23 protein-coding genes are annotated in these 23,985 nt (G+C 72.9%); 8 read left to right on the top strand and 15 right to left on the bottom strand.

All coding sequences use genetic code 11. The features are described from left to right. Positions 1-218: 218 nt before the first annotated feature. From DIZ27_RS01390 to DIZ27_RS01345, 11 genes are all read right to left on the bottom strand, one after another. Positions 219-1,949, bottom strand: a complete 1,731-nt coding sequence (locus DIZ27_RS01390; protein ID WP_109376395.1) for an ABC transporter ATP-binding protein — start codon at positions 1,947-1,949, stop codon at positions 219-221. Then, complete coding sequence (locus DIZ27_RS01385; RefSeq protein WP_109376394.1) at positions 1,946-3,673, bottom strand: ABC transporter ATP-binding protein/permease; 1,728 nt, start codon at positions 3,671-3,673, stop codon at positions 1,946-1,948. Before DIZ27_RS01385 ends, DIZ27_RS01390 begins: the two co-directional genes overlap by 4 nt. Beyond that, positions 3,670-4,821 (bottom strand): hypothetical protein, encoded by a 1,152-nt coding sequence (locus tag DIZ27_RS01380; protein WP_109376393.1) that lies wholly within the window; start codon positions 4,819-4,821, stop codon positions 3,670-3,672. The genes DIZ27_RS01385 and DIZ27_RS01380 overlap by 4 nt, the downstream gene beginning before the upstream one ends. Continuing rightward, positions 4,821-6,170, bottom strand: coding sequence for a YcaO-like family protein (locus DIZ27_RS01375; RefSeq protein WP_109376392.1), 1,350 nt, complete (start codon positions 6,168-6,170; stop codon positions 4,821-4,823). Before DIZ27_RS01375 ends, DIZ27_RS01380 begins: the two co-directional genes overlap by 1 nt. Beyond that, on the bottom strand, positions 6,167-7,552 hold the full coding sequence (locus DIZ27_RS01370; RefSeq protein WP_109376391.1) for a CocE/NonD family hydrolase: 1,386 nt from the start codon (positions 7,550-7,552) through the stop codon (positions 6,167-6,169). Before DIZ27_RS01370 ends, DIZ27_RS01375 begins: the two co-directional genes overlap by 4 nt. Continuing rightward, complete coding sequence (locus DIZ27_RS01365) at positions 7,549-8,343, bottom strand: hypothetical protein (RefSeq protein WP_109376390.1); 795 nt, start codon at positions 8,341-8,343, stop codon at positions 7,549-7,551. Before DIZ27_RS01365 ends, DIZ27_RS01370 begins: the two co-directional genes overlap by 4 nt. Before the next feature lie 86 nt (positions 8,344-8,429). Further along, positions 8,430-8,558, bottom strand: a complete 129-nt coding sequence (gene amiA, locus DIZ27_RS46730) for a streptamidine family RiPP (protein ID WP_258308179.1) — start codon at positions 8,556-8,558, stop codon at positions 8,430-8,432. 61 nt (positions 8,559-8,619) lie between these two features. Continuing rightward, positions 8,620-9,468, bottom strand: a complete 849-nt coding sequence (locus tag DIZ27_RS01360; RefSeq protein ID WP_258308178.1) for an ABC transporter ATP-binding protein — start codon at positions 9,466-9,468, stop codon at positions 8,620-8,622. Further along, positions 9,465-10,478 carry an iron ABC transporter permease gene (locus DIZ27_RS01355; RefSeq protein ID WP_109376389.1) on the bottom strand — a complete coding sequence of 338 codons (1,014 nt, stop codon included), beginning with the start codon at positions 10,476-10,478 and terminating at the stop codon, positions 9,465-9,467. Before DIZ27_RS01355 ends, DIZ27_RS01360 begins: the two co-directional genes overlap by 4 nt. Then, positions 10,475-11,437, bottom strand: a complete 963-nt coding sequence (locus DIZ27_RS01350) for an iron ABC transporter permease (protein WP_109376658.1) — start codon at positions 11,435-11,437, stop codon at positions 10,475-10,477. The genes DIZ27_RS01355 and DIZ27_RS01350 overlap by 4 nt, the downstream gene beginning before the upstream one ends. A 14-nt stretch (positions 11,438-11,451) precedes the next feature. Then, positions 11,452-12,435: an ABC transporter substrate-binding protein gene (locus DIZ27_RS01345; RefSeq protein WP_109376388.1), complete on the bottom strand. Its 984-nt coding sequence runs from the start codon at positions 12,433-12,435 to the stop codon at positions 11,452-11,454. Positions 12,436-12,581: 146 nt separating this feature from the next. On the opposite strand from DIZ27_RS01345, the gene DIZ27_RS01340 reads away from it, so the two are divergent. Further along, a complete protein-coding gene (locus DIZ27_RS01340; protein ID WP_109376387.1) occupies positions 12,582-13,808 on the top strand; it encodes a hypothetical protein in 1,227 nt (408 codons plus the stop codon). A gap of 52 nt (positions 13,809-13,860) precedes the next feature. On the opposite strand, the gene rpsR is transcribed toward DIZ27_RS01340, so the two are convergent. From rpsR to DIZ27_RS01325, 3 genes are all read right to left on the bottom strand, one after another. Then, on the bottom strand, positions 13,861-14,103 hold the full coding sequence (rpsR, locus tag DIZ27_RS01335; RefSeq protein WP_109376386.1) for a 30S ribosomal protein S18: 243 nt from the start codon (positions 14,101-14,103) through the stop codon (positions 13,861-13,863). Between the two features lie 87 nt (positions 14,104-14,190). Next, positions 14,191-15,366: a GTP-binding protein gene (locus DIZ27_RS01330; RefSeq protein ID WP_109376385.1), complete on the bottom strand. Its 1,176-nt coding sequence runs from the start codon at positions 15,364-15,366 to the stop codon at positions 14,191-14,193. Next, the gene (locus tag DIZ27_RS01325; protein ID WP_109376657.1) at positions 15,363-15,728 is read right to left on the bottom strand and encodes a type B 50S ribosomal protein L31; all 366 of its coding nucleotides are present in this window, start codon (positions 15,726-15,728) and stop codon (positions 15,363-15,365) included. Before DIZ27_RS01325 ends, DIZ27_RS01330 begins: the two co-directional genes overlap by 4 nt. Before the next feature lie 128 nt (positions 15,729-15,856). Between DIZ27_RS01325 and rpmB the strand changes: the two genes are divergently transcribed. The 7 genes from rpmB to DIZ27_RS01285 all read left to right on the top strand — a co-directional run bounded on the left by rpmB (position 15,857) and on the right by DIZ27_RS01285 (position 22,361). Further along, positions 15,857-16,093 carry a 50S ribosomal protein L28 gene (rpmB, locus tag DIZ27_RS01320; protein ID WP_109376384.1) on the top strand — a complete coding sequence of 79 codons (237 nt, stop codon included), beginning with the start codon at positions 15,857-15,859 and terminating at the stop codon, positions 16,091-16,093. Further along, positions 16,093-16,398, top strand: a complete 306-nt coding sequence (gene rpsN, locus DIZ27_RS01315) for a 30S ribosomal protein S14 (protein ID WP_109376383.1) — start codon at positions 16,093-16,095, stop codon at positions 16,396-16,398. The genes rpmB and rpsN overlap by 1 nt, the downstream gene beginning before the upstream one ends. Before the next feature lie 609 nt (positions 16,399-17,007). Then, the gene (locus DIZ27_RS01305; protein WP_109376382.1) at positions 17,008-17,943 is read left to right on the top strand and encodes a metal ABC transporter solute-binding protein, Zn/Mn family; all 936 of its coding nucleotides are present in this window, start codon (positions 17,008-17,010) and stop codon (positions 17,941-17,943) included. 20 nt (positions 17,944-17,963) lie between these two features. Then, entirely contained in the window at positions 17,964-18,830 is an 867-nt protein-coding gene (locus DIZ27_RS01300) for a metal ABC transporter ATP-binding protein (RefSeq protein WP_375231925.1), read from the top strand. Then, positions 18,827-19,708 carry a metal ABC transporter permease gene (locus DIZ27_RS01295; protein WP_109376381.1) on the top strand — a complete coding sequence of 294 codons (882 nt, stop codon included), beginning with the start codon at positions 18,827-18,829 and terminating at the stop codon, positions 19,706-19,708. Before DIZ27_RS01300 ends, DIZ27_RS01295 begins: the two co-directional genes overlap by 4 nt. Before the next feature lie 152 nt (positions 19,709-19,860). After that, entirely contained in the window at positions 19,861-20,172 is a 312-nt protein-coding gene (locus DIZ27_RS01290) for a DUF1490 family protein (RefSeq protein WP_109376380.1), read from the top strand. A 2-nt stretch (positions 20,173-20,174) separates the two neighbouring features. Continuing rightward, complete coding sequence (locus tag DIZ27_RS01285) at positions 20,175-22,361, top strand: cation-translocating P-type ATPase (RefSeq protein WP_109376379.1); 2,187 nt, start codon at positions 20,175-20,177, stop codon at positions 22,359-22,361. A gap of 251 nt (positions 22,362-22,612) precedes the next feature. On the opposite strand, the gene DIZ27_RS01280 is transcribed toward DIZ27_RS01285, so the two are convergent. Next, entirely contained in the window at positions 22,613-23,647 is a 1,035-nt protein-coding gene (locus DIZ27_RS01280; RefSeq protein WP_109376378.1) for an IS110 family transposase, read from the bottom strand. Positions 23,648-23,985: the final 338 nt, after the last annotated feature.

The raw sequence follows: 23,985 nt of genomic DNA, 5'->3' as shown, positions 1-23,985 counted from the left end.
GACGGCCCCCTTCGGCGGCTGGCCGCTCTGACGAGCGGCCGTCCCACGTTCTTGGACACGACGGTGCCGTCGTTTCTCATCGAGATCCGTGAGCCAAGTGATCACCCACTGCCTCCGGACCCGGTCGGCAAACGCTGTTCTTATAGATCAACGAAGCCAGGCAAGGACGCCGCGCACCGCTTCGCGGACCCGTCAGCCGTCGGGTGGCCTTCCCCTGCTCACCGGGTGAGCACTCGGGAAAACGCCCCGCCTGCACGGGAGAGTGCGTCCCATGTGCCGGTCTCCGCGATCCGGCCGTTCTCCAGGACCGCGATCCGATCCGCTCGCTGCACGGTCGTCGGCCGGTGAGCGATCACCACCGTCGTACGCCCCCGGGACGCGGCCGCGAGCGCCGCGGACAGCTCCGCGTCCCCCGCCGTGTCCAGGTGGGCCGTCGTTTCGTCCAGGACGAGGACCCGCGGGTTCGTCAGCAACGCCCGCGCCAGGGCGATGCGGGAGCGCTGCCCGCCGGAGAGCGTCGCACCGCGCTCGCCGACCTGCGTGTCGTACCCGTCGGGCAGGGCCTTGGCGATCTGGTCGACGCCGCAGACGCGGGCGGCCGCGTGCAGCTCGTCTGCGGTCGCGTCCGGGCGGGCCAGGCGGAGGTTGTCGGCGAGCGTGCCGTGGAAGAGCGGCGTGTCCTGGCCGACGACCGAGACGGTACGGCGCAGTTCCTCCTCCGCGAGCTCCCGTATGTCGACGGGCGAGCCACCGGACCCGACCAGCTCGACGGAGCCCTGCGTCGGATCCCAGAAGCGCGCCAGCAGATGCGCGCAGGTGGACTTGCCGGTGCCGGACGCCCCCACCAGTGCGAGGGTCTCGCCGGCGTGGACCGTCAGGTCGAGGCCGGCGAGCACGGGCGCCCCGCCGTAGTCGAAGCGAATCCCCCGCATCCGGACGCCCAGGGGTCCGGCCGGCGCCGGGCGGGGCGAGGCGGGCGCGGGTGCCCCCGCCTGGGCGCGGATCGCCGCGCCGACGCGGGAGGCCGCCGCACGCAGCCCGGCCGCCTGGCCGAGCGCGGCGGCGGAGTCGGCGACCGGGGCGAGGACGCCGAGCGCCAGTGCCATGGCCGCCGGTGCCCATGCCCCGCTGAGCGAGTGCGCGGCCGTACCGACCACCCCGACGACCGCCGCCACCACGAGCAGGTCGCGCACCGCCGCCGCGCCCGCCTCCCACGCGTGCTCCGAGCTCTGTGCCTTCCCCAGCCGCTCGCCCTGCTTGCGCAGACCGGCGCGCCGCTGCTCCAGCGCGCCGAAGGCGAGTAGTTCGCGTAGCCCGTCGACGGTCTCGACCGCCTCTGCGGACAGCTCGGCGGCTGCCTGGCGCGTGCGGGCACCGCGCGTTGCCCGCGCTCGGCCGTCCAGCAGCGGCGCGAGGACCAGCAGCCCGGCAGCGGGGACGATCGGGGCCAGCAGCCAGGTGTCGACCACGGCCAGTACTGCCGTGCCGGTCGCGAAGACGGTGGCGGAGGCGAGAATCTGGGCGACGGCGTGTGCGTAGAAGAACTCCAGCGCCTCCACGTCGGCCTGTGCCGCCGCCGCGAGGTCGCCGCTGCGTCGGCCGGCTATGCGCGCGGGCGCGCTGCGGGCCAGCCCGTCGAAGACCCGTACCCGCAGCTCGGCCAGCACCCGGTACGCCAGGTCGTGCGACAGGTCCATCTCCCGCCAGGTGGCGAGCGAACGCAGCAGAACCAGTGCGATGAGAGCGGTGACGGTGGCCGGTGCCGGGACGGAGTGCTCCATGACTGCGGTACCGACGGTGTGCGCGGCGAGCGTCACCAGCGTGACGAGTGCCGCCTGATCGAGGAGCGCCGCACCGAAAGTCCGTGCCGTCATGGCCTTGTGCGCCGCCAGCACCGGCAGCAGGGCCCGCAGGGCACCGCGCTCGGTTCCGGTCACCGTGGTGGTCATGCCGCCTCCTGAACGCGTCCCGCGGCCACCAGCCGCGCATACAGCCCGTCTTGCGCCAGGAGGCTCGTGTGCCTCCCGACCCCGTCGATGCGACCGCCGTCCAGGACGACGATCCGGTCGGCGTCCCGTACGGACGCGAGGCGGTGGGCGACGACCAGGCAGGTGCGGCCGCGCGCCGCACGGAGCAGCTCGCGGCCGATGCGCGACTCGCGGTGCTCGTCCACCGCACTCGTGGCCTCGTCCAGAACCAGGACCGGCGCGTTCGCGAGCAAGGCCCGGGCGAGCGCCAGGCGTTGGCGCTGGCCGCCCGAGAGCGTCGCGCCGCGCTCGCCGACCGGCGTGTCGTAGCCGTCGGGCAGCCGCGTGATCTCGTCGTGTATGCCGGCGGCGCCGGCGGCGGCGTACAGCTCCTGGTCGGTCGCGTCGGGGCGGGCCAGGCGGAGGTTGTCGGCGACGGAGGCGTGGAAGAGGTAGGTCTCCTGGGAGACGACCGCGATGCCGCGTCGAAGGGAGGCGAGAGTGAGGGCGGTGTGGTCCGTGCCGTCGAGGGTGATGTTCCCGCCGTCCGGGTCCCACTGGCGCAAGAGGAGCGCGAGGAGCGTCGACTTGCCGGCGCCGGAAGGACCGACGATGGCTGTGGTGCGGCCCGATTCGGCGGTGAACGTGATCCCGCGCAGTGCGGGGCGTGCGGCGCCCGGGTAGGTGAAGTGCACGTCGTCGAAGCGGATCTCGGGCGGTCGGTGCAAAGCCGGCCCGGTGCCTTCGTCGCGGACGGCGGGTTGCGCCGTGCGGAGCTTGGTGATGCCGTCGGCGGCGGAGAGGCCGAGGTAGCCCGCGTGCCACTCGCGTGACAGGTCCCGGATCGGGCGGAAGCACTCGGAGGCCAGCATGAGGACGAGGTAGGTGCCGGTGGCTGCGGTCCGGCCGGATACGGCGGAGGCGCATGCGACGAGCGCGGCGGCGACCGTGCCGCCCTGGACGGCCAGGTCCGTGATGCCGGTGTCGACGAGTGAGACCCGCAGCTTGGCGACGGTGGCACGGTGCAAGGCCGCCGAACGCTCCTCCAGGCGCGCTCGGGTGCGGGTGACCGCACCGGCGGCCCGGAGCGCCGGCATGCCCTGGAGCGCCTCGAGGTAGTCCGCGGACAGCGCCTCGTACGAGCCCCAGTGCTCTTGACCGCGGCGGGCGAGCAGCTTGTCCCACCAGCGCGGGGCGAAGAGCGCCAGGAGGAGCGCCGGAGTGAGGGCGAGCAGTGCGTACGGTTCGACCGCTGCGACGGCGGCGAGGAGCGGGAGCGGCAGCACGCAGGTGACCAGAAGCTGTGGGAGGTAGCGGGAGACGTACGCGTCGACGCCCTCCACACCGTCGACCAGTGTGGCGCGTACGGCTCCTGCGCGGTGGTCCGTGCCGCGTGGGGGCCCGAGGGCGGCGAGGCGTTCGAGGAGCTCGTCGCGCAGGCCGATCCGTACGCGTGCCCCGGCGCGGACGGCGAGGACGCGCTGGCGGTGACCCAGTACGGCGCGGACGGTGACGGTGGTGAGGACCGCGGCCAGCAGGGCGGGCAGGCCGGAGATCTCACCGCGCGCGATGCGGGCCAGGGCCAGAGCGAGGAGCACCGCCTGGGCGAGGTGGGTGACGGCCACGGCGCCGAGCAGAGCGGTGGCCCCGAGGAGGGGGCGTCGCGCGATCCGTGCGGCGCGCAGCAGTTCCGGGTGGACCATCATGGCCGGTCGGTCCCTTCTGGGGGCTGTGTGCGGACGCCCAGCGCGAGGGCGTGGATGATGTGGGGCGGGCCGCAGGGGCCGTGCTGCCAGGAGCCGATGGGGCGCGAGGCCAGACCGAGGTGGGTGGCGACCGCTTGGGCGAGGCCGACACCGTGGCCCGCGAGCACGTGGTCCTGGCGCACCTGGGCGGGCGGTGCGTCGTCGGGGCAGCCGTGCGCGACAAGCAGGGCACCGACGTGCCCGAGCAGTGACTGGCCTGCGGCCCGGGCGGCCAGGTCCGCGGGGGCAGCCGCTGTGCCGGGGTGGCGGGCGGTCAGCAGGCGCCACGGGACCGGGGCTGTGCGGCGGGCGGTTGCCAGGACCTGGTCCAGCAGGGTCCTTTCGGGCACGCCCGGGAAGGGCGGCTGCGCGCTGCGGCGGGACGTCAGGGCGGTGTCGGGCAGTACGGGAGCCGCTGTGGGGCGCCAGGTCGTCGTGCCGGGCAGGGAACCGAGGATGCGCCACGCCTCCTGGAGGGCGGGCGGCGGGGTGTGGGATGTCGGGAGGGGTGGGGCGCCGGGGGCGTAGGCCGCCCAGTGGTCGAGGGCGTCGGTCGGCCCGGGTGTGAGTCGTACGGCCGCGAGCGGGTGTTCCGGCTCGGCTCCGTGCCAGTCGGGCGGGAGGCCCGCCGCTGCGGCGAGGAGGGTGATGTCCGCGTCCGGGCACCATTGCGGCGCGCCTGCGAGCGCGAGCGCGGCGGTCGCGTGTCCGGTGTCCAGGAGCAGCAGCGGCCATGCTCGATGGCCGTAGTGGGACACCGTGCGCCGCGCGGTGACGGTGAGGACGGCGGTCGCGCCCGGCGGCGCGTCGGCGGATACGGTGCCGCGCGCGAGCAGGCGGTGCCGTACGGGGTCGTACGCGTACCGGCCGGGCGGGACCGTGTTGTCGGGGCCCAGCAGGAGGTGGGTGTTGACCGGGTGCAGGGCGCCGGCGGAGGCCGCGGGGCGCAGGCGGTTGCCCCCGAGGGACAGGCGCAGGAGCCGGTCCAGGCGCGGCGGGACCGGGTGAGGCTCCCCGGGCCACGGGGTGACCTGGTGGCCTGCCGGGATGTCGGGGCCGGGCGGCTGTGCGCAGCGGGCGCGGGCGAGGGCGGTGTGGAGGGACGTCATCACATGTGGGGCGGTGGCGCGAGGGTGAAGTCGGCGGCGGTGGTGGGCACGCTGGTGCGCCACTGTCGTGACAGCGCCTGCTCTGCGAAGCGCGGGCAGCCGAGGTAGGCGAAGGCCGCGGGCTGGTTCGGGATGAGGCCGGACACGAGGACGCGGGCGACGCGCAGGGGCGTTTCGAGGATGTCCTCGGTGGTCAGGTCGAAGGTGATCACACGGTGGCCGGCAAGGCGGGAGCTGAGGGCGGATCGTGTGGTGGGTTTGATGTCGGTGATGGGGACGGTGCCGAGCGCGGGGTCGGTGAAGCGGCGGGCGTGGGGAGCCATGCGCGGGTCGAGCCACACCTGGACGTGGGCTCCCAGGTCGCGTACGGCTGCGAAGTCCTCGCCGCAGGCGTCGAGGTAGCGCCGGTCGGGGCGGTGGTCGAGGTAGAGGCCGCGGGCCAGCATGCCCGCGTCGATGGCTTGGAAGACCCAGCCGTCGGCGTCGGTGGCGCCTTGGGTGAACACCCAGGTGTGGACCGCTTCGAGGACCGCCTTGCGGGCGGCTTCGGCGGGGGCGTAGCGGCAGGCGAAGCCGGCGGCGTGGATGCCGCGGGCGGGATCGTGGACGAGTGCGGCCATGCACGGGGCGAACTCGGAGGGCATCTCGACAATCCACACGTCGAGGGTGGTGCCGGCGAGGTCGTCGAGCAGGCCGGGCACGCTGGCGGGGTCGATGCCGCGGGTCGGGCCGTCGAGGTGCCACCACAGTTCGAGGGCGTCGCGTTCGACGATTTCGAGGAGTGCTCGTTCGACGGCGTCGTCCAGGCCCTGTCCGGTGGCGATGCCCGCGTAGTTGAGGTGGTGGGTGCGCGGGAGCAGGCGGTGCTCGCCCTGGCGCCAGTTGAGGTGGGTGAGGGCGACGGGGGCCCAGCACTCCTCGCCGTCCTCGGTGCCGCGGGCCCACAGGGCGGGGGTGTCGGGGGTGAGGGGGCGGTAGGGGAAGTTCTCGCGTGCGTACTGCCAGGGGGCGTAGGCCGGGACGTCGCTCGGGCCGTAGAGGCGTTTTCCCTCGGCGGTGAGTTCGGTGGCGGTGGCGCGGCGCGGTGCGGCGGGGTGGCCCTGCGGGGGCACACGGTTGCCGCAGTACCGTTCGACTGCCTCGGCGATGGCGGCGATCCGTGCGCCGGCCGGGTCGCCGAAGGTGGTGCCGAGCGAGACCCGGTCGGCGGGCCACGCGCCGAACCGGCGGGCGTCGGAGACGTCGGCGGTCATCGCGGTGTAGCGGGGCGGGGCTCCGGTGGGGTGCGGTACCGGCTCGACGCTGCGTATCAGCCCGCAGACGGGGTCCACGAGGGATTCGATGGTCACGTCTGGATCTCCTGGGCGGGATCGAGGGGGCGGATGCCCCGGACGACGGGGAGGAAGAGGGCGCTGCCGCGCGTGCGGACGGTGCGGTGGGAGGGCATCAGGCGGGTGGCCGCCACCGGGTCCTCGCCGGTGTGCGGGTTGCGGGCGTGCGCCGGGAAGTGGTGGCCCGCGACTTCGAGGCGGAGCCGGGTCCCGGCGCGCAGGCGGCGGGCCAGGTGTCCGAGCGGGACGGTGAAGGGCCCGGGTTCGGTGCGGCGCACGATGCCGGTGGCGAGCGGTTCGGCCCGGCCGGCGGGGTCGAGCGCGACGAGGCGTACGGCCCAGTCGGCGGAGGGCGCGTCGGCGACGGCGTCCAGTCGGGCTTCGGCGGGGCCGAGGATGTCGAGGGGGCGCGGCAGGGGTGGTGAGAGCAGCAGGCAGCGGTCCGGGATGCCCTGGTCGGGGACGTTCAGGTCGTCGGAGCGGACCGGGTGGTGGGGATCGGCGACGAAGTCGGCGCCGTTCATCAGGCGCAGACGGGTGCCGAAGGCGAAGGAGGCGGGGTGGCCCGGTCGGGGGCGGCACCAGTGATCGCTGCCGCCGAGCGCGACCGCGCCGGTCCGGCCCGCGAGGGTGTCGGCGAGTGCGGCGCGGGCCCAGCTGGCGTAGAGCTCACCGAGGTTGAGCCGGTGGCCGGGGCGTGCCTCGGGTGCCGGCTCCGCGGTGAGCCGGTGGCCCCAGGGGCCGAGCAGCAGCCGGGCGGGGCCGGGCCAGTGCCGCCAGAGCCGGATGGTGTCCTCGGCGAACGGGTCGCGGCTGCCTCCGACACAGAGCAGGGGCACGCGGGCCCCGGGCAGGGCGCGGCGGGGTGCGTGCCACAGGGCGGGCCACGCCGGGAGGTCCAGGATTTCGCTGACCGGGAGGTGTTCCAGCGCCCTCGGGGTGCGGGTTTGGCGGGCGCCGTGTTGAGACCACCAGCCGACGCGGGCCTGGAGGCGTTCGGGGCCGGTGGTTTCGCGGGCCGTCTCGGCGAGCCCGAGGGCGGGAACGGCGGCGATCACCGCGTCGACGCCGGGCGTGACGAGGGCGCAGTGCGCGGCGTACGAGGCGCCTGCGGCGACCACGTGGCCGTTGCTCCAGCGCTGGGCGCGGATCCAGTTAAGGGTCGTCTCGCCGTCCTTGGGTTCGTGGGCGCCGTACGGGTGCCAGTCGCCCTTTGATGCGTGTCGGCCGCGTACGTCCTGGGCGAGGGCGGCGAAGCCTCGGGCGGCCCAGCCGCGCAGTTCGGCGCGGTGATGGCGGCGGTCGTAGGGGGTGCGGATGACCACGGTGGGGTGGGGGCCCGGCGTCGGGGGGAGGCAGAGGTCGGTCGCCAGGCCGTCGATGGGGACGGTGGTGGTCATCGGCGCAGGTCCAGCGGGGCGACGCGCGGTACCGGCAGGACGGGGTGTTCGGTGACGGTGAGGTCGCGCAGGTCGATGCGGCGCAGCCGGCGCCGTACGGGTAGGGACGCGCCGTCCGCCCAGGCGATGAGGTCCCCGGTGAGCAGTGCCGCGGTGAGCGCGGCCGCCGCCTGCGAGTGGCCGGGGGCCTCGTCGGGGGTGGCGTGGCCGGCCCAGTAGGCGGAGAGTTCGCGGTGGGCGGGGGTCGCGGCGAGTCGGCGGAGCCGTACGTGCGCGGAGGTGACGTCACCGGGCGCGCAGGCAAGCGGCTCGAGCCAGGCGTGGGCGCCCTCGCGGTGGCAGCGGAGCCAGGCCGTACCGCGTCGGGGCAGCTCGTCGGCCTCCTCCCAGATGCCTTCGGCGGCGGGCCTGTTCAGGCACCAGACGACGGCGGTGCGGTGGGGGTCCTCGATGCGGAAGTCGCTGCGCACGGTGGCTCCCGCGTCACGGACGCACCGGGTGAGCGGCCCTGTGAGCTCGGGATCGCCGAGCACGACCACGGTGCGTCCGTCGAGCGGGGCGGGTGCCGGTGTGCGGGTGGTGTAGCCGGCCTCCTCGAAGGCCCGTGCGAGGGCCAGGAGTTGGGGGTTGCCAGGACCACCGTCGGTGAAATGGGAGAGGAGCTCCTTCTCGCCCACCGTGCCCGTGTTCACCCGCAGGAACCTCCCGTCGGGCGTGCGGACGGCGAGGCCCCGTTGGGGGACGGTGACGAGGACGACGCCGGGGGTGAGCCGCACGGTGGCCACGAGCATTCCTCCGAGGGGGAACAAGGGAGAGGGGGACTGGACGGGCCCGCCCGGGAAGGCGTTCCGGGCGGGCCCAGGTTCGGCAGGCGGGCTTACTTGTCCGCGTCCGCCTCGACGACGTCGTCGAAGGGGTTCTCGACGAGGGCGTTGGAGTGGGTCGCCGACAGGTGGGCGAGCTGACCCTGCTCCGCGATCGGCGTGAACACCTTGTTCTGCTCCATGAGTTGAGTCTCCGTTCAATACGGGTGACCGCGCCGCCGGGGCGGCGACGCACCACTGACACTAATGAAGATGATTATCATTTCGCAAGCCTTCGGGGAGCGGGTGATCCGGGTAACACACCGGCCAGCCGCCCTCCGGATCACGGCCCACCCGGCCTGCCACGCCCAGGACTTCGGCCAGCAGGGCCGGGGTGACCACCTCGGCCGGCGGGCCGTCCGCCGCCACCCGACCGTGCCGCAGCGCCACAATCCGGTCCGCGAACCGCGCCGCGTGCCCCAGGTCGTGGAGCACCATCACGACCGTCAGCCCGCGTTCCTCGCGCAGCCGTACCACCGTCTGCATGACCTCCAGCTGGTGACGCAGGTCGAGGTACGTGGTCGGCTCGTCGAGCAGCAGTACGCGGGTGTCCTGGGCGAGCGCCATGGCCAGCCGGACGCGCTGGCGCTCACCGCCCGAGAGCGCGTCCACCGGCCGGTCCGCCCACTCGGTCACTCCGACGTCGGCCATGGCCCGGGCGCACACCGCGTCGTCGCCGTCGCGAAGCATGCCGAGCGGCCCTCGTGCCGCGTACCGCCCTTGGCGCACCAAGTGACGCACCGTCATACCCGGTACCTGGGGAGCCTGCTGGTGCAGCAGAGCCACCCGGCGGGCGGCCGCCCGCCGCGAGAGGCGGGACAGCTCGTCTCCGCCGAGCAGCACCCGTCCGGCAGCCGGTTTCAGCAGGCCGGCGCAGAGCCGCAGCAGGGTGCTCTTGCCGCAGCCGTTGAGGCCGACGAGGGCGACCAGCTCGCCGGTGGCGATGCCCAGGTCGATCCCGTCGAGGACCTCCCGGCCCGGATAGCCGAAGCGCAGCCCTTCGACCCGTATCGCCCCCCTGGCCCCGGCTTCCACGACAACGTCCACCTTCACTCCTCACTCGCCGTGCGGCGGCGTGCCACGATCAGCAGCAGCGCCGCGCCACCGCAGGTCGTGAGCGCCCCGACGGGGATGCTCAGCCGGTCCATGTCCAGTGCGGCGGCGGCCGTCCGGGACAGCCACTGGGCACCCGCGTCCGCGGCGCCCACCACGACGGCGCCGAGCAGCGCCGCCCCGGGGAGCGCGGCGCGCAGGTCCGCCCCGAAGAGGGCGAACGCGAGGTGGGGTACGAGCAGCCCGACGAAGCCCAGCGCGCCGACGGCCGAGACCGCCCCGGCGGTGAGCGCCACGGCACACACGAGCGCCGCGACCCGCGCCCGTCCGGTGTTCAGCCCGGTCGCCGCGGCCTGTTCCTCCCCGCAGCGCAGCAGGGTCAAGGGGGCCGCCATCGCGTAGGCGGCGACGGCCCACGCGGTCGCCCAGGGCCACAGCAGGTGCCAGTGGGCCCACACGCGGCCCTCGGTGGAGCCGACCAGCCACTGCACGACGCTGCCGAGCTCGCCGGGGGCGACCAGCAGCACCATGGCGGTCAGTCCGGCGAGCACCGCCGAGACGAGTACGCCGTTCACGGCCATCTGCGCGGAATCACCTCGCTCACGCCCGGCCAGCAACCACAGCAGCCCCGCCCCCGAAAACCCGCCCAGGCACGCGGCGGTCACCACCGCGGCCGGGGACTCCCAGCCCGCCAGGCCCAGCCCGGTCGCGGTCACCGCGCCCAGAACGGCGCCCGGGGTGACGCCGGTGACCTCGGGTCCGGCCAGCGGGTTGCGCAGCGCCGACTGCAAAACCGTGCCGGCCAGGCCCAGCGAGGCGCCCGCCGCCAGCGCCACCAGGGTGCGCGGCAGGCGCAGGTGAAGAACGATGTGCCGGGCGGTGGGGTCGCCGCCGCCGCTCAGCACCTCCCAGACGCCAAAGGCCGGCAGCGCGCGTCCGGCGCACAGCCCGGCAGCTGCGACGGTGGCAACGAGCAGCACCAGGAGAGCTGTTCGGCGCGCGTACGTCATCGGCGGCTCGCTTTCAGCAGGGCGACGCCCGCCGGGACGCCGAGCAGGGCCGTCCAGGCGCCGACCGGGGTCTCGGTCGGCGCCAGGGCGAGCCGCGCCGGCTGGTCCGCACAGGCCACCACCAGCGCGCCCCACGCCGCCGACCACGGCAGCCAGCCCACCGCGTCCGAGCCCGGACGCAACCGGCGCGCCAGGTGGGGTGCGAGAAACCCGACCCAGGCGACCGGCCCGCACACGGCGACGACCGGCGCGATGAGCAGCACGGAGATGGCGAGCGCGGCCAGCCGTGCCCGCCGTACCCGTACGCCCAGCGCCCGGGCGTCGGCGTCGCCGAGCCGCAGCACGCTCAGCACCGGGGCGCACAGGACCAGGGCCGGGACGGCGATGAGAAGCCAGGGCCCGAGGCCCGTCACGTCGTCCCAGGTCCGGGCGGAGAGGCTGCCGAGCAGGTAGCGGTAGATGAGCTGGAGGTCGAGCTGGTCGGCCAGGACCATCAGCACGAGCAGCGCGGCCTGAAGGGCGGCGGCGACAGCCGCCCCGGTGAGCAGCACACCCGAGGGGCTGCGCCCGAACCCGGCGGCGAGCAGGGTCAGGACACCGCCGAGCGCCGCGCCGCCGATGGCGAGCAGCGGCTGCACCGCGAGCGGCACGGACAGGGCGAGGACCAGCGGGGCCGCGACGCCGAGCGCGGCCCCGCTGGAGACGCCGAGCATCTCGGGCACGGCGAGCGGATTGCGCAGGGCCTCCTGGAGGACCAGCCCGGCGGCGCCCAGGCAGGCACCGGCGACGAGCGCCAGCACGAGCCTGGGCAGCCGCAGTTCGGCAACGATGACGCCGACAAGGCCGTCCCCGCCGAGCGCGTCGGCGAGTGCGGAAGGCGGCACATACGGCGTTCCCAGGCACAACGCGCTGGAGACGACCGTCACCAGCACCGCGGCGACCACAGCGACAGGGCGCACGGTCCCTTGCCCGGTCACTTCAGTGCTGCCGTCGCCTCGTCGAGGACGATGCCGAGCGACCGGGTGCCGCGGCCCTTGGCCCACACCTCGGAGTCGACCTCGTGGACCTCGCCGTTCTGGACGGCCGGGATGCGCGACCAGAGCGGGTTCTTGGCGAGCTTGTCGGAGAGCTTGCCCTCGGAAGGGCCGCCGAAGGAGAGCGTCTCGACGAACAGCACGTCGACGTCGGCGGCGAGGATCTCCTCCATGCTGTACGTCCCGTCGACGCCGCGGCTCTTCCACGGGTAGTGCGCGATCTTGGGAAAGAGCCCGGCGGCGACGTCGTTGCCGGGCGTGGCGACGCCGAAGTTCTCGTCGCTGCCGAAGATGATGAGCGCGGTCTTGTCGCTCCTGGCACTCTCGGCCTCGGCAAGCTTGGCGCGGAACGCCTTCTCGGCCGCCTCGCCCTGCGAGGTGCGTCCGGTGAGCGCGGCGAGGTTGCGCAGGTAGCCGACGCTGTCCTCCCAACTGCCCGGTTGAACCGGCCAGAACACCGTCGCACCCTTCAGCGCCGGCGCGAGCTTGCCGTGCGTGTCCTCCAGGCCGATCACCAGATCCGGCTGGTGGGAGAGGATCGCCTCGGCCTCAGGCGCGAGGAAACCGCCCGGTACGACCGGTATCTTCGCGGCCTTCTCCCTGCCCAGGAACTTCGGATGGGCGAGCAGCCCGGAGTTGGTGGCGGCAGGCGTCATGCCCAGTTCGGCAAGCATGTCGTCGCAGAGCGCGACGAGACAGACCACACGCCGCGGCGCGGCCTTCGTGGCAACGGTGACGCCCTTGACATCGGTGACGGAGCGGGCGGCGTCGATGGGCTCCACCTTCACATCGGTCCTGGCCCCCGCACCACCTTCCCCCTTGTCGCCGGTCTCGGCGGCGGTGGATCCGCAGCCGGCGAGCAGTGCCCCCATGACGGCCGCGGCGGCACAGCGGCGAACGGTCCGCAGCATTCTGCGTGACATATGACTCTCGGCTCTCCGTGTCGTTCCCGGGGCGGATCCGGATGTGAGGCAGAGGCGCCCCAGGCCGTTCCCCCACCACACGAATAGGCACATGATAATCATTACCGATAACCCGTTCACCCCACCACCCCTCCAGGAGTCCCGCCATGCCGCTCGCCCCGCGCCTGCTGACAGCCGACCAAGTCGCCGGATCCATACGGGTGCTGAACCTGCCGGACGGCCGGGTGACGGGTGTCGTGGAGGGCCGGCACCTCGCCGAGCACGCCGGCTTCCTCGCCCTCCCGGGCGGCCACTGGGCATTCGTCGACGACCTCGCGGGCGAGCTCGTCGTCCTCGACCCGTACGGCCCGGACGCGGGCCGCCCACTGATCGCGGCGACGGCGCCGGTGGCCACTCCGGCCGAACACCTGGCGGCCGACGCGTCGGGCCGTCGGCTCGCGGTCACCACAGGTCTGGGCCGAAACTGGGAGCCGTGGTCGGATCTGCTGACCACGGTCGACCTCGACCGTGGCAGATCGGTCCGGGTACGTACACGGGCCGGCGAACCGGGCGTGACGGTGATGTGCGGCTCCGGCGGCCCGCTCGTCGTCCTGCGGCACCGCGAGCCCGGCACGCTGACCGCGTACCGCTACGACGACCTCCAGAGCGCCGCCCCCGCCAGTCCCCCCGCGCCACCCGCGTACGAGACGGAGCTGCCCGACCACGACGGCCACGGCGACGCCTACGACCGGCTCACCGGACGGCTGTTCGCCGCCGCGGCCTCCGGAGTGCACCGGGCCCGGCGCGACGGCGACCACCTGCTCATGGAAGAGCCGATACCCTGGGCCGGGCCCGGACGCGGCTACTACCTGCGACTCGATCCCGTACGGCGGACACTGTGGTCGTGCGTACGCGGCGGCCCCACCGACCCGGGGCAATGGCCGGAGTGGACCAACGACGCCTGGTTCCACACCCTCGACGGGGGCCGCACCGGCCGCCTGCCACTCGGGCCCGGGCTGGTCTTCCGGCTCGCGGTCGCCGCGCACCACATCGCGTACGCACGGGTGCACCCCGACGGCGACGAACTGATCCTGCTGACGGCCGAACTCCCGGGCGGCGAGCCCCGCGTCATCGCCCGTCACCCGCTGCCGCCCATGGACGGCGCGCCGAGGCCCGGCGGAACGCCGTGGGACGGAGTGCAGCGCCGGGCGATCGCTGCCTCGCCGGGCGCCCCGCTCACTGCCGTCACCCGCGGCGGTCACGGCGAGGTCCACCTCTTCGACGGAACCGGGCATGTGGCCACGCTCACCGTGCCGACCCCCCTCGACGACGGCGGCCACCTGGCCCTGACGGCTCCGGGGGACCGCGCCTGGGAGGATCCGGTGGGCCGCTGACGGCGGACGTGGGGACGACCGGCGGCGCGGGCCGCCCCGGTCGTCCGTACGGCTAGCGGGAGCCGTACGGGAGGAGGGCCATCTCGCGGGCGTTCTTGATGGCCCGCGCTATCTGTCGCTGCTGCTGACGCGTCACGTGGGTCACCCGACGGCTGCGGATCTTTCCGCGGTCGGATATGAACTTCCTCAGCAGGTCGGTGTCCTTGTAGTCGACGTACGTGATGCCGGCGGCGTCCAGCGGGTTGACGCGCGGGTGCTTGACGGTCTGCCGTCGGGTACTTGTGCCTCGGGGCATGGTCGGTTCGGTCCTCTCCAGCGGGGTGCTGCGGGGTGTGCGGGCGACACGCCTTCGGGGCGGGGCGTCGCCGGGACGGTTCACGGTTCAGGCAACGGGGTCGAGCAAATCGTCGAAGGCGTGCGGTAGTTCCTTCCAGCCCTCCCTGCCCTCCGCGTACTCCTCGTCGGTGAGCAGGCAGGAGTCGAGCAGGGCCAGCAGACCGTCGCGGTCCAGGCCGGGCGAGGTGAAGGTGAGGTACTGGCAGCGGTCACCGTGTTCGGGATGCCAGTCCAGGGAAGCGGCGACGCGGCGTTCGGCGGGCACCATCTCCCAGGCGGCATCCGGCAGGGCCGCCAGCCAGGGGCCCGCGGACTCCACACACAGCGCGCCGCCCGCGGCGTCCCACGACAGCAGCGTGTCGGGGTGGTCGGCCAGCCAGAACCGCCCACGGCTGCGGGCGGCCGCGCAGGTCAGGTCCTCCAGTGCCGCGTGGAGACGCTGTGGGTGGAAGGGCCGTGTCCGCCGCCAGGCGAGGGTGCCCACGCCGTGCTCGTCGCACTCCTGCGGCAGCAGCGCGCACGTGGGATGCTGGCGGGCGGCGGCCGCTGCCACGTCGAAGCCCGCCAGCAGAGCGGTCCCCAGCGCACCGCCCTCGACGCGTACCGCTCGTGCGCCCGGTGTGAGCTGGGCGAGCAGCGCGTGGTCGCTGTCGTCGGCAGTCTCGTCGGCCTCGCCGCACGAGCTGCCCTCGACGAGGGCGAGCACCGTGGGGTACTCCAGTTGCCGGGCGAAGGTGTCGGCGACGGTGCGCTGGTCGGTCGGGGCGGCGGCGAGGCCCACGTCGGCCAGGTCGTCGCCGTTGGACAGGCACGGCAGGACGAGTGCCGGGTCGACCGCGGTGGCGACCCCGGTCAGCGCCAGCGGTGCGCCCGCGCCGGCGATGACCGCGGCCATCGCCTGGGGTTCGACCGAGTCCCACAGTTCCACGACGGCCAGCCGATGCCTGCCCTCCTCCGCGAGCCGCAGCAGTTCGGGGACGAGGTCCTCGCGCAGCGCGCAGCACGCACAGTCGTTCACCAGCGGGGTGTCGCCACTGCCCAGCAGGCCGCCGGCGTCGCGTACGGTGCGGTGCACCGCGCTGTCGAGAGCGGACGTCAGGTCGTGGTGCAGCGCGACCGAGCCGGGGACCGTGCGCAGGATCTCCTCCACGGCGGCCCGGCGGGCATCCGTGTGCAACCCGGCGACGAGCGCGACCGGCAGCCTCGCCTGGCCCCCGCTCACCGCTCGCTCCGTCCGCGGCCGTAGCGCCGCTCGAAGCGCTCGACCCGCCCCGCGGTGTCCAGCACCCGCTGGGTGCCGGTGTAGAAGGGGTGGCTCGCCGAGGAGATCTCCACGTCGATGACCGGGTAGGTGTTGCCGTCCTCCCACTCGACGGTCTTGTCGCTGGTGGCCGTCGAGCGGGTGAGGAAGGCGAAGTCGGCGGCCCGGTCGCGGAAGTCGACGTGGCGGCCGACGACCGGGTCGTACTTGCGCAGCGTCAGCCGGTCGGGATCATTACGGCGGTTCTTGCGGGTCACGTAGGTGTAGCCGGTGCCGGCGGTGGACCTCAGCTTGATGATCGGGCGCAGTTCGTTACGGGCCATGGGCAGCACCATACAGTGAATTGATTTTCATTTTCATCACGGGCTACTGTGCTGCTGCGCACCACGCCACGACCGCACCACTCCGCACGAACGGACACAGGAGCGCGACCCGCGCACGAGGAGGAAACATGTCCGCCCACTGCCAACTCACCGGCCGCCGACCCGGCTTCGGCCACCGCATCTCCCACTCGCACCGGCGCAGCAAGCGCCGCTTCGACCCCAACATCCAGACCAAGCGCTACTGGCTGCCGAGCGAAGGCCGCCACGTCCGGCTCGCCCTCTCCGCCAAGGGCATCAAGACGGTCGACACGATCGGCATCGAGGCCGCCGTGGCCCGCATCCGCGCCCGGGGAGGGAAGGTCTGATGGCGAAGAAGAGCAAGATCGCGAAGAATGAGCAGCGGCGCCGCACCGTGGCCCGCCATGCCGCGCGCCGCGCCGAGCTGAAGGCGATCATCTCGTCCCCCCAAACATCCGACGAGGAACGCGCCGCCGCCCAGCGGGAACTGCGGCGGCAGCCCCGCGACGCCAGCGCCACTCGCCTGCGCAACCGCGACGCCGTGGACGGACGTCCCCGCGGCCACCTGCGCGCTTTCGGCCTGTCCCGCATCCGGGTACGCGAGATGGCCCACGCGGGCGAGCTCCCCGGCGTGACCAAGAGCAGCTGGTGACCTGCACCGAATCCGCTCACCCCTCGTCCGCACCACAACCAGCGCGGCTCATTCCCCCTGAACCGCCCGCGCGTGCGGCCTTGCCAGGGCGGCGAACGCACCGTGAACGATCTGCTGATCGCCAGGTGGAGTTCGCGGACGGGCTCGTGCTCCACAGGCTGGACCTGGCCGACGAGGCCGACACCGACCGGGTGCGCGGGGTGCCGACGCGGTGACCGCTGGAAGATCGCCCGTTCGGCCTGGGCGATGTCCCGCCGCGGCCCTTGCATCTCGGTCCGCCACCGCGTGGGCCGTGGCGGCGTCACCGACAGCCGCCCGTGGACGCGGAGAGCGGGGAGCGCTGGATCGAGACCCTGGCCGCAACCACCGGATTCGCCGAGGTCGAGCACACCCTGGAGCTCACGGGTGTCTGCCGCCTCTGCCGGTCACGGGCGACGCCATCGCACGAGTAGCCGGTGCGTCGATTGTCCGCAACGATTGTCATATCGATGTAATCAGGTCATGGTTTTGGTATTCACTTCCATCTAGCGTGGTGCATAGGCCCGGACCGATCCGGGTCGGGCCAGCCGCATTCGCGAAGGCCCCTGCAGCACGCGTCGTGGAGGATCCATGCCCACGTTCCCGTCCTGCCGTCTGGCTCTCCTCGCGGGCGCCTGCCTGGCTCTCGTGGCCGGTTGCGGCAACTCCTCGGACGCCAAGAGCGACGGGAGCGTCTCGCAGACCCCGGCCGCCTCCTCCACGGTCACGGTGGTCGCCTCGACGAACGTGTACGGCGACATCGTCGAGCAGATAGGCGGCGGCAAGGTCGCCGTCACGTCGATCATCAGCGACCCCGGCCAGGACCCGCACTCCTACGAGGCCAACACCCAGAACCAGCTGGCCCTGTCCAAGGCGAAGCTCGTCATCGAGAACGGCGGCGGCTACGACGACTTCATCGGCCGGATGCTCAAGAGCAGCAACTCCTCCGCCGAGGTCATCAACGCGGTCAAGATCTCCGGCAAGACCGCCCCGAAGGGCGGCGAGGTCAACGAGCACGTCTGGTACGACTTCCCCACCGCCGCCAAGATCGCCGACCGCATAGCCGCGGCCCTGGGCGAGGCAGAACCCGCCGACACCGCCACCTTCACCAAGAACGCCGAGACCTTCAAGGCGAAGCTCAAGCCGCTCGAGGCGAAGGAAGCGCAGATCAAGAAGACCCACGGAGGCGAGGCCATCGCCGTCACCGAGCCCGTGCCGCTGTACATGACCGAGGCCGGCGGGCTGGTGAACAAGACTCCCGCGGAGTTCAGCAAGGCCGCCGAGGAAGGCAGTGACGTCTCTCCCAAGGCCTTGCAGACCACTCTCGCGTTGTTCACCGGCAAGCAGGTCAAGGCGCTGGTCTACAACGCACAGACCTCCAGTCCGCAGACCGAGAAGATCGAACAGGCGGCCAAGGCGGCCGGCATCCCCGTCGTTCCCGTCACCGAGACCCTGCCCAAGGGCAAGGACTACGTCGGGTGGATGACCTCCAACGTCGACGCGCTGGCCGACGCACTGAACAAGTGAGGTGACCAGAGGTGGCTCCCATACCCCGGGCCCGCGAGAGCAGGACACAAACCAGCGTCGTCGGCGCGGACACCGCCCCGCTGATCAGCCTGCGCAGCGCCGCCGTAGCCTACGGCACGCGGACGGTATGGCGTGATCTGGACCTCGACATACGGCCCGGGGAGTTCCTCGCCGTGCTCGGGCCGAACGGGTCGGGCAAGACGAGTCTGGTGAAAGCCCTGCTGGGCCGGCAGCCGCTGTCCGCGGGAACGCTGACCGTCCTCGGCCGCCCTCCCCGCGACGCCGGACGGCACATCGGGTACGTCCCCCAGCAGGCGGCACTGTCCGCGCAGGCGATGCTGCGCGCCCGCGACCTGGTGCGCTTCGGGATCGACGGCCACCGCTTCGGCCCGCGGCTGCGCACGAGCGCCGTCCGCCAGCGGGTCGACGAGATCCTGGAGCAGGTCGGGGCCTTGGCCTACGGCGACGTCCCGCTCGGGCTGCTGTCCGGTGGCGAACGCCAGCGCGTCCGCATCGCGCAGGCACTGGCCACCGACCCGCGCCTTCTGTTGTGCGACGAACCGTTGCTCTCCCTGGACCTGAACCACCAGCGGGCGGTCACCGAACTGATCGACGCCCGCCGCCGCTCCCACGACACGGCGGTGGTCTTCGTGACCCACGAGATCAACCCGGTCCTCGACCTGGTGGAGCGGGTGCTGTACCTGGCACCGGGCGGCCATCGCGTCGGCACGCCGGAGGACGTCCTGACCTCCGGCTCGCTCTCCCGCCTGTACGGCACGCAGATCGACGTCGTCCGCGTCCACGGCCGGATCGTGGTGGCCGGCGTACCCGACGAACCGGCTGCCCAGCTTCACCACAGCCACGAGCCCGGCGGGGCCCGGCCATGACGCTCGCCGACGGGATCTGGCAGCAGATCTTCAACTTCGACAACTACGGCGAACTGCTCGCCCTGGTCCGCAACTCCCTCGTCGCCGGCGCCGCACTCGGCCTGATCGGCGGCCTGGCCGGGGTCTTCGTCATCATGCGCGACCTGCCCTTCGCGGTGCACGGCATCAGCGAGCTGTCCTTCGCGGGCGCCTCGGCCGCGCTGCTGCTGGAGGCGAACGTCGTGGCGGGCTCGATCGTCGGCTCGCTCGTCGCGGCCGGCGCGATCGGCGTCCTGGGAGCGCGGGCCCGGGACCGCAACCCGGCCATCGGCATCCTCATGCCGTTCGGCCTGGGGCTGGGGGTCCTCTTCCTCGCCCTCTACAAGGGCCGGGCGGCCAACAAATTCGGCCTGCTCACCGGCCAGATCGTCGCCGTCGACACCCCGCAGACGACCTGGCTGCTCAGCACCTCCGCCGTGGTCCTGGTGGCTCTGGTAATGATGTGGCGGCCGCTGTCCTTCGCCAGCGCCGACCCGGACGTCGCCGAGGCCCGCGGCGTCCCGGTGCGAGGACTGTCCTTCGCCTTCATGATCGTGCTCGGCCTCGCGGTCGCCCTGTCCGTGCAGGTCGTCGGCGCCTTGCTGGTCCTCACCCTCGTCGTCACCCCCGCAGCCGCCGCCGCCCGCGTCACCACCTCCCCCGTACTGCTGCCACTGCTCAGCACCGTCTTCGCAGTGATCTCCATCGAGGGCGGCATTCTCCTCGCCCTGGGCAGCAGCATCCCCATCAGCCCGTACGTCACGACGGTCTCGTTCACGATCTACGCCGCCTGCCGCCTGGCCGGCACGTACCGCACCCGCCGCCCGGGAGCCAGGAGAACGGCCCCGCAGCCCGCCTGACCGAGCAGGTGACGGCGGCAGGCACGGCGTGCAGTGGCCGACGTCATCCGCCGAGGAAGCCTGCGCGTCGGCCTCCGTTCGACCGGACGCACGGTACGGGCACACACTTAAGGAGAGGATCCGTCACTCAGCAGCGGCGGAAGGAGTCCTGCATGCATCCCCTCACCGTCGCCAGCGCCGCAGCCGGACGTCTCGCCCACTACGCCGTCTCCGGAGTGGTGGGCGGCCTGATCATCCGGGGAGTCACCAAACGCACACCCGACGGCCAACCCGCCGCCCGGAAGGCCCTCGTCGGCGGTATCGCCCGCGGCATCGTCGTCGGCCGCTGGGTCGCCTCGGCCGCCGAAGAAGCCCGGCTCAACGCCGGGGACATGATCGCGGAGGCCCGCACCACGCTCGGTGAGGAGGCACCGCCGCCCTCCGCGGTGAGCGTCGCAGACGACGATCACGGGCACGAGCACTGATCATGTCCGGCGTGCTCGTACGCTCCGTCGCCGCGGGCCGGGTCCGGCTGGTCGTTCCATGGGTGCGGGCCCGCCCCGGCAGCGCGGGACTGGTCGACGAGCGGCTGACGGGCATCAGCGGGTTCCGGGCACTGCGGATCTTCCCGCGCACCGGGAGCGTCGTGGTCTGGATGGCGCCGGACCTCCTCGACGTCGAACGGCTCGTCGCGGCGCTCGAAGAGGCTCCGCCCGCGACCGCGCCGGCGAAGCCCACCCGGTCCACGCCCGACTCGTCCACCGGTGAGGTGGCCCGGCTGGTCGTCGGCGGCGCGGTCCTCGCCTTCGTGGCGCTGCGACGCCTGCTGGGCCGGCCGAGGATCACGCTCGGTTCGTCCGGCCTCCTCGGCGTGGTCACCGTCTTCACCGGACTGCCCTTCTTCCGGGGAGCCCTGCGCTCGCTGCGCGGCCGCAGCCATCCGGGCACGGACACCCTGGTCACCGCGGCCACCGTCATCTCCCTGCTCCTGCGGGAGAACGTGGTGGCCCTCACCGTCCTGTGGCTGCTCAACATCGGCGAGTTCCTGCAGACCCTGACCCTGCGCCGCACTCGGCGCGCCATCGAGGAGCTGCTCACCATTGGTGAGGAGCGCGTCTGGCTCGTCCGGGAAGACGGCGTCGAGGCCGAGGTGGCCCTCGAAGACGTCGCGCCGGAAGACCTCGTCGCGGTGTACGAACACCACCGCATCCCGGTCGACGGACATGTCGTCTCCGGCGAGGCCCTCGTGGACCAGGCCGCGATCACCGGTGAGGCCCTGCCCGTCTACGCCCGGGAAGGCACCCACGTCTATGCCGGGACCATCGTCGCCTCCGGATCGCTCACCGTCCGGGCCACCTCGGTCGGCCGGGACACCACCGTGGGCCGGATCATCAGCCGGGTCGAAGAGGCCCAGTCCGACCGGGCGCCGATCCAGACCGTCGCGGCCCGCTTCACCCGGCGCTTCGTCCCCGTCTCCTTCGCCCTGGCCGCACTCACCTACGCCATCACCCGCGACGCCCGCCGCGCCATGACCATGCTCCTGATCGCCTGCCCCTGCGCCGCCGGCCTGGCCACGCCCACCGCCATCAGCGCCGCCATCGGCAACGGAGCGCGCCGCGGCACCCTCATCAAGGGCGGCACCCACCTGGAGGGCGTCGGCCGCGTCACGGCCGTCGTCTTCGACAAGACGGGCACGCTCACCTTCGGCCGTCCCTTGGTCACCAGCGTGGTCACCCTCAGCGAGAGGTTCACGGCCGACGCGGTGCTCAGCCTCGCCGCATCCGGAGAGCTGCACGCCCGGCATCCGCTCGCCCAGGCGATCGTCGCCCGCACCGAGCAACAGCACCTGAACGTGCCCATCCACCAAGCCTGCGAGGTCGTCCTGGGCATGGGCATGCGCGCCGAACTCGACGGCACCCGTCTGCTGGTGGGCAGCCCCGCCCTGCTTCGCCGGCACGGCGTCGAACTCACCGACGGGGCGCAGGACTGGACCGAACAGCTCCGACGAGGCGGCGAAACCGTCATCTGCCTGGCCCAGGACGACGACCTGATCGGGCTGCTCGGGGTCTCCGACGCCATACGCTCCGGGGCCGCAACCGTCCTCCGGCAACTGCGCGACCTCGGCGTCTCACGGCTGGTGCTGCTCACCGGCGACGCACCCGAGACCGCCCAGGTCGTCGCCGACACCCTCGGCATCACCGAGGTCCACGCTCATGCCCTCCCGGAGGGCAAACTCCAGCTGATCCGCGACCTGCGGAGCGAGGGCCACACCGTCGCCATGGTCGGCGACGGCACCAACGACGCTCCGGCCCTCGCCCTGGCCGACGTCGGCATCAGCATGGGCGAACACTCCTCCCACGTCGCCCTGGAAACCGCCGACATCGCCCTCGCGGGCAACGACCTGCGCCAGGTCGCCGCCGTCGTCGAACTCAGCCGCCACACCCTGCGCGTCGTCCGCCAGAACTACGGCCTCGCCATCGGAGTCAATCTGCTCGGCCTCCTCGCCAGCGCCGGCGGTTCCATGAACCCCGTTCTCGCGGCCCTGCTGCACAACCTGAGCAGCATCGCGGTCGTCGGCAACTCGGCCCGACTGGTCAATCACACGCCGCATCTTCCGCGGGCGACCGACGGGGAGTTGAAGGCGGCTCCGTTGGAGGACCGTCGGGTGCATTGAGCGCGTTTCATCTTGAAGTTGCTGGTCACGGGGCTGGTATGAGTCGAGGCCGGGATGCTCGTGCCGATGGGGAGTGTGATCGGCGTTGTCACGTTGGCTGACAGTGATGATGTTCGTGGTGACGCTGCGGGTGGGTCTGACCCTCCGACTGACTGACGTCTCGACTGTCCTGTTTGCGATTTGTCGGCCCGCCGGGCGTCACCACGCACGCGGCCGGACGGGCGTTTGTGACTTCATAGCGCCTCTGTGTGTCAAGCGGCTTGGGCAAGGTGGGTCCGTTGGTCTCGTTTCATGATCCGGTAGACCACGTTGGACAGGCGTCGCTTGAGGGCCCGGCGGGCCTCCGAAGGCGTCTTCCCCTCACCGATCTTGCGCAGGTAGTAGTCCTGCCCGCGCCCGCCGTCGCGGATCTGGCAGACGGCGATGGTGTGCAGCACCGAGTTCAGTGCGCGGTTGCCGCCGGTGTTGAGCCGGTGGCGGACGTTGTTGCCGCTGGAGGCGTCCAGGGGGGCGCTGCCGGTGTAGCTGGCGAAGTGGTGCTCGGTGGGGAACCGGCCGACGTCGCCGACGTGGCCGATGACCTTGGCGGCCAGCACGGTGCCCAGGCCCGGCAGGGTGGTCAGCGTGGTGCGGGTCGCGGCGACGGCCTCGCGCATTTCGGCCTCGTTGTCCTTGACCTGCCGGTCCAGGCGGCGCAGGTCGGCCAGCAGGTCACGGGCTATGTCCCGGCGGCAGTTGTCGGTGGCCGTGACCGGCCGGATGCCCTTCATCAGGGCGGCGGCCTTGTCGGCCGACAGCCCGGTGGGTGCTCCGCCGGGCAGGAGATCGCGCAGGACGGCGTGGAGCCGGTTGAGGACGCGGGTGCGCTCGTGGACCAGGTCGTCTCGCCGCTCGGTCAGCAGCCGCAGGATCGTGGTCTGGTCTTCCCGCGCGACGGGGCGGAGGTCGTGGCGGAAGAGGGCGACCTGGGCGACGTGGAGGGCGTCCTTGGCGTCGGTCTTGCGGTCTCCTCCGGTGGCCAGCAGCCGGGCCCGGGCCGAAAGGGTGGAGGGCACGTCGACGACGTTCTCGCCCGCGGCGGCCAGCTGTTGGGCGAGCGAGCGGCCCAGGCCGCCGGCGCCCTCGACCGCGAAACGACGGTCGGGCCACTGCTCGCACCAGCGCAGCAGCCGGCGGAAGGTTCCGGCGTTGACGACGAACCGGCGCTGGGCCACCTGGTGGCCTGCGGCGTTGACGGCGACGGCGGTGTGGGACGACTTGTGGGGATCGATGCCGATCAGGATCACAGGCTGCTGTCCTCGCACTCGATGAGACAGGAAGGGGAGTGCGGTGGGCACCCTGACTTGAAGTCACCGTGTCACCTTCATGCCTCTGTCGAGCCACACCGCGCGGGTGTCGGCCGGCGGCGGCACGCTATCAGTGAGCCAGCCCGAGGGCGGCAAGGAGCACTGCGGGCCCGTGCCGACCGACACCCTGGACGCTACGGCTGCAGACCGAGCGTCTGGGGTCGATTCAACAAGTCAGGGACAACGGGCACCTCGACGGCTGCATCGGTTATCGGAACCACCCGAGCATGCCCGTTGATCACGCTGCCGCACCGTGAAACTCCAAGATCCCCGACTGT

Origin of the sequence: Streptomyces sp. NWU339 (assembly GCF_003143855.1) — a bacterium.
GTDB lineage: Bacteria > Actinomycetota > Actinomycetes > Streptomycetales > Streptomycetaceae > Streptomyces.
The sequence above is the reverse complement of the archived record's forward strand: the minus strand, read 5'-3'. Positions and strand labels throughout refer to the sequence as shown.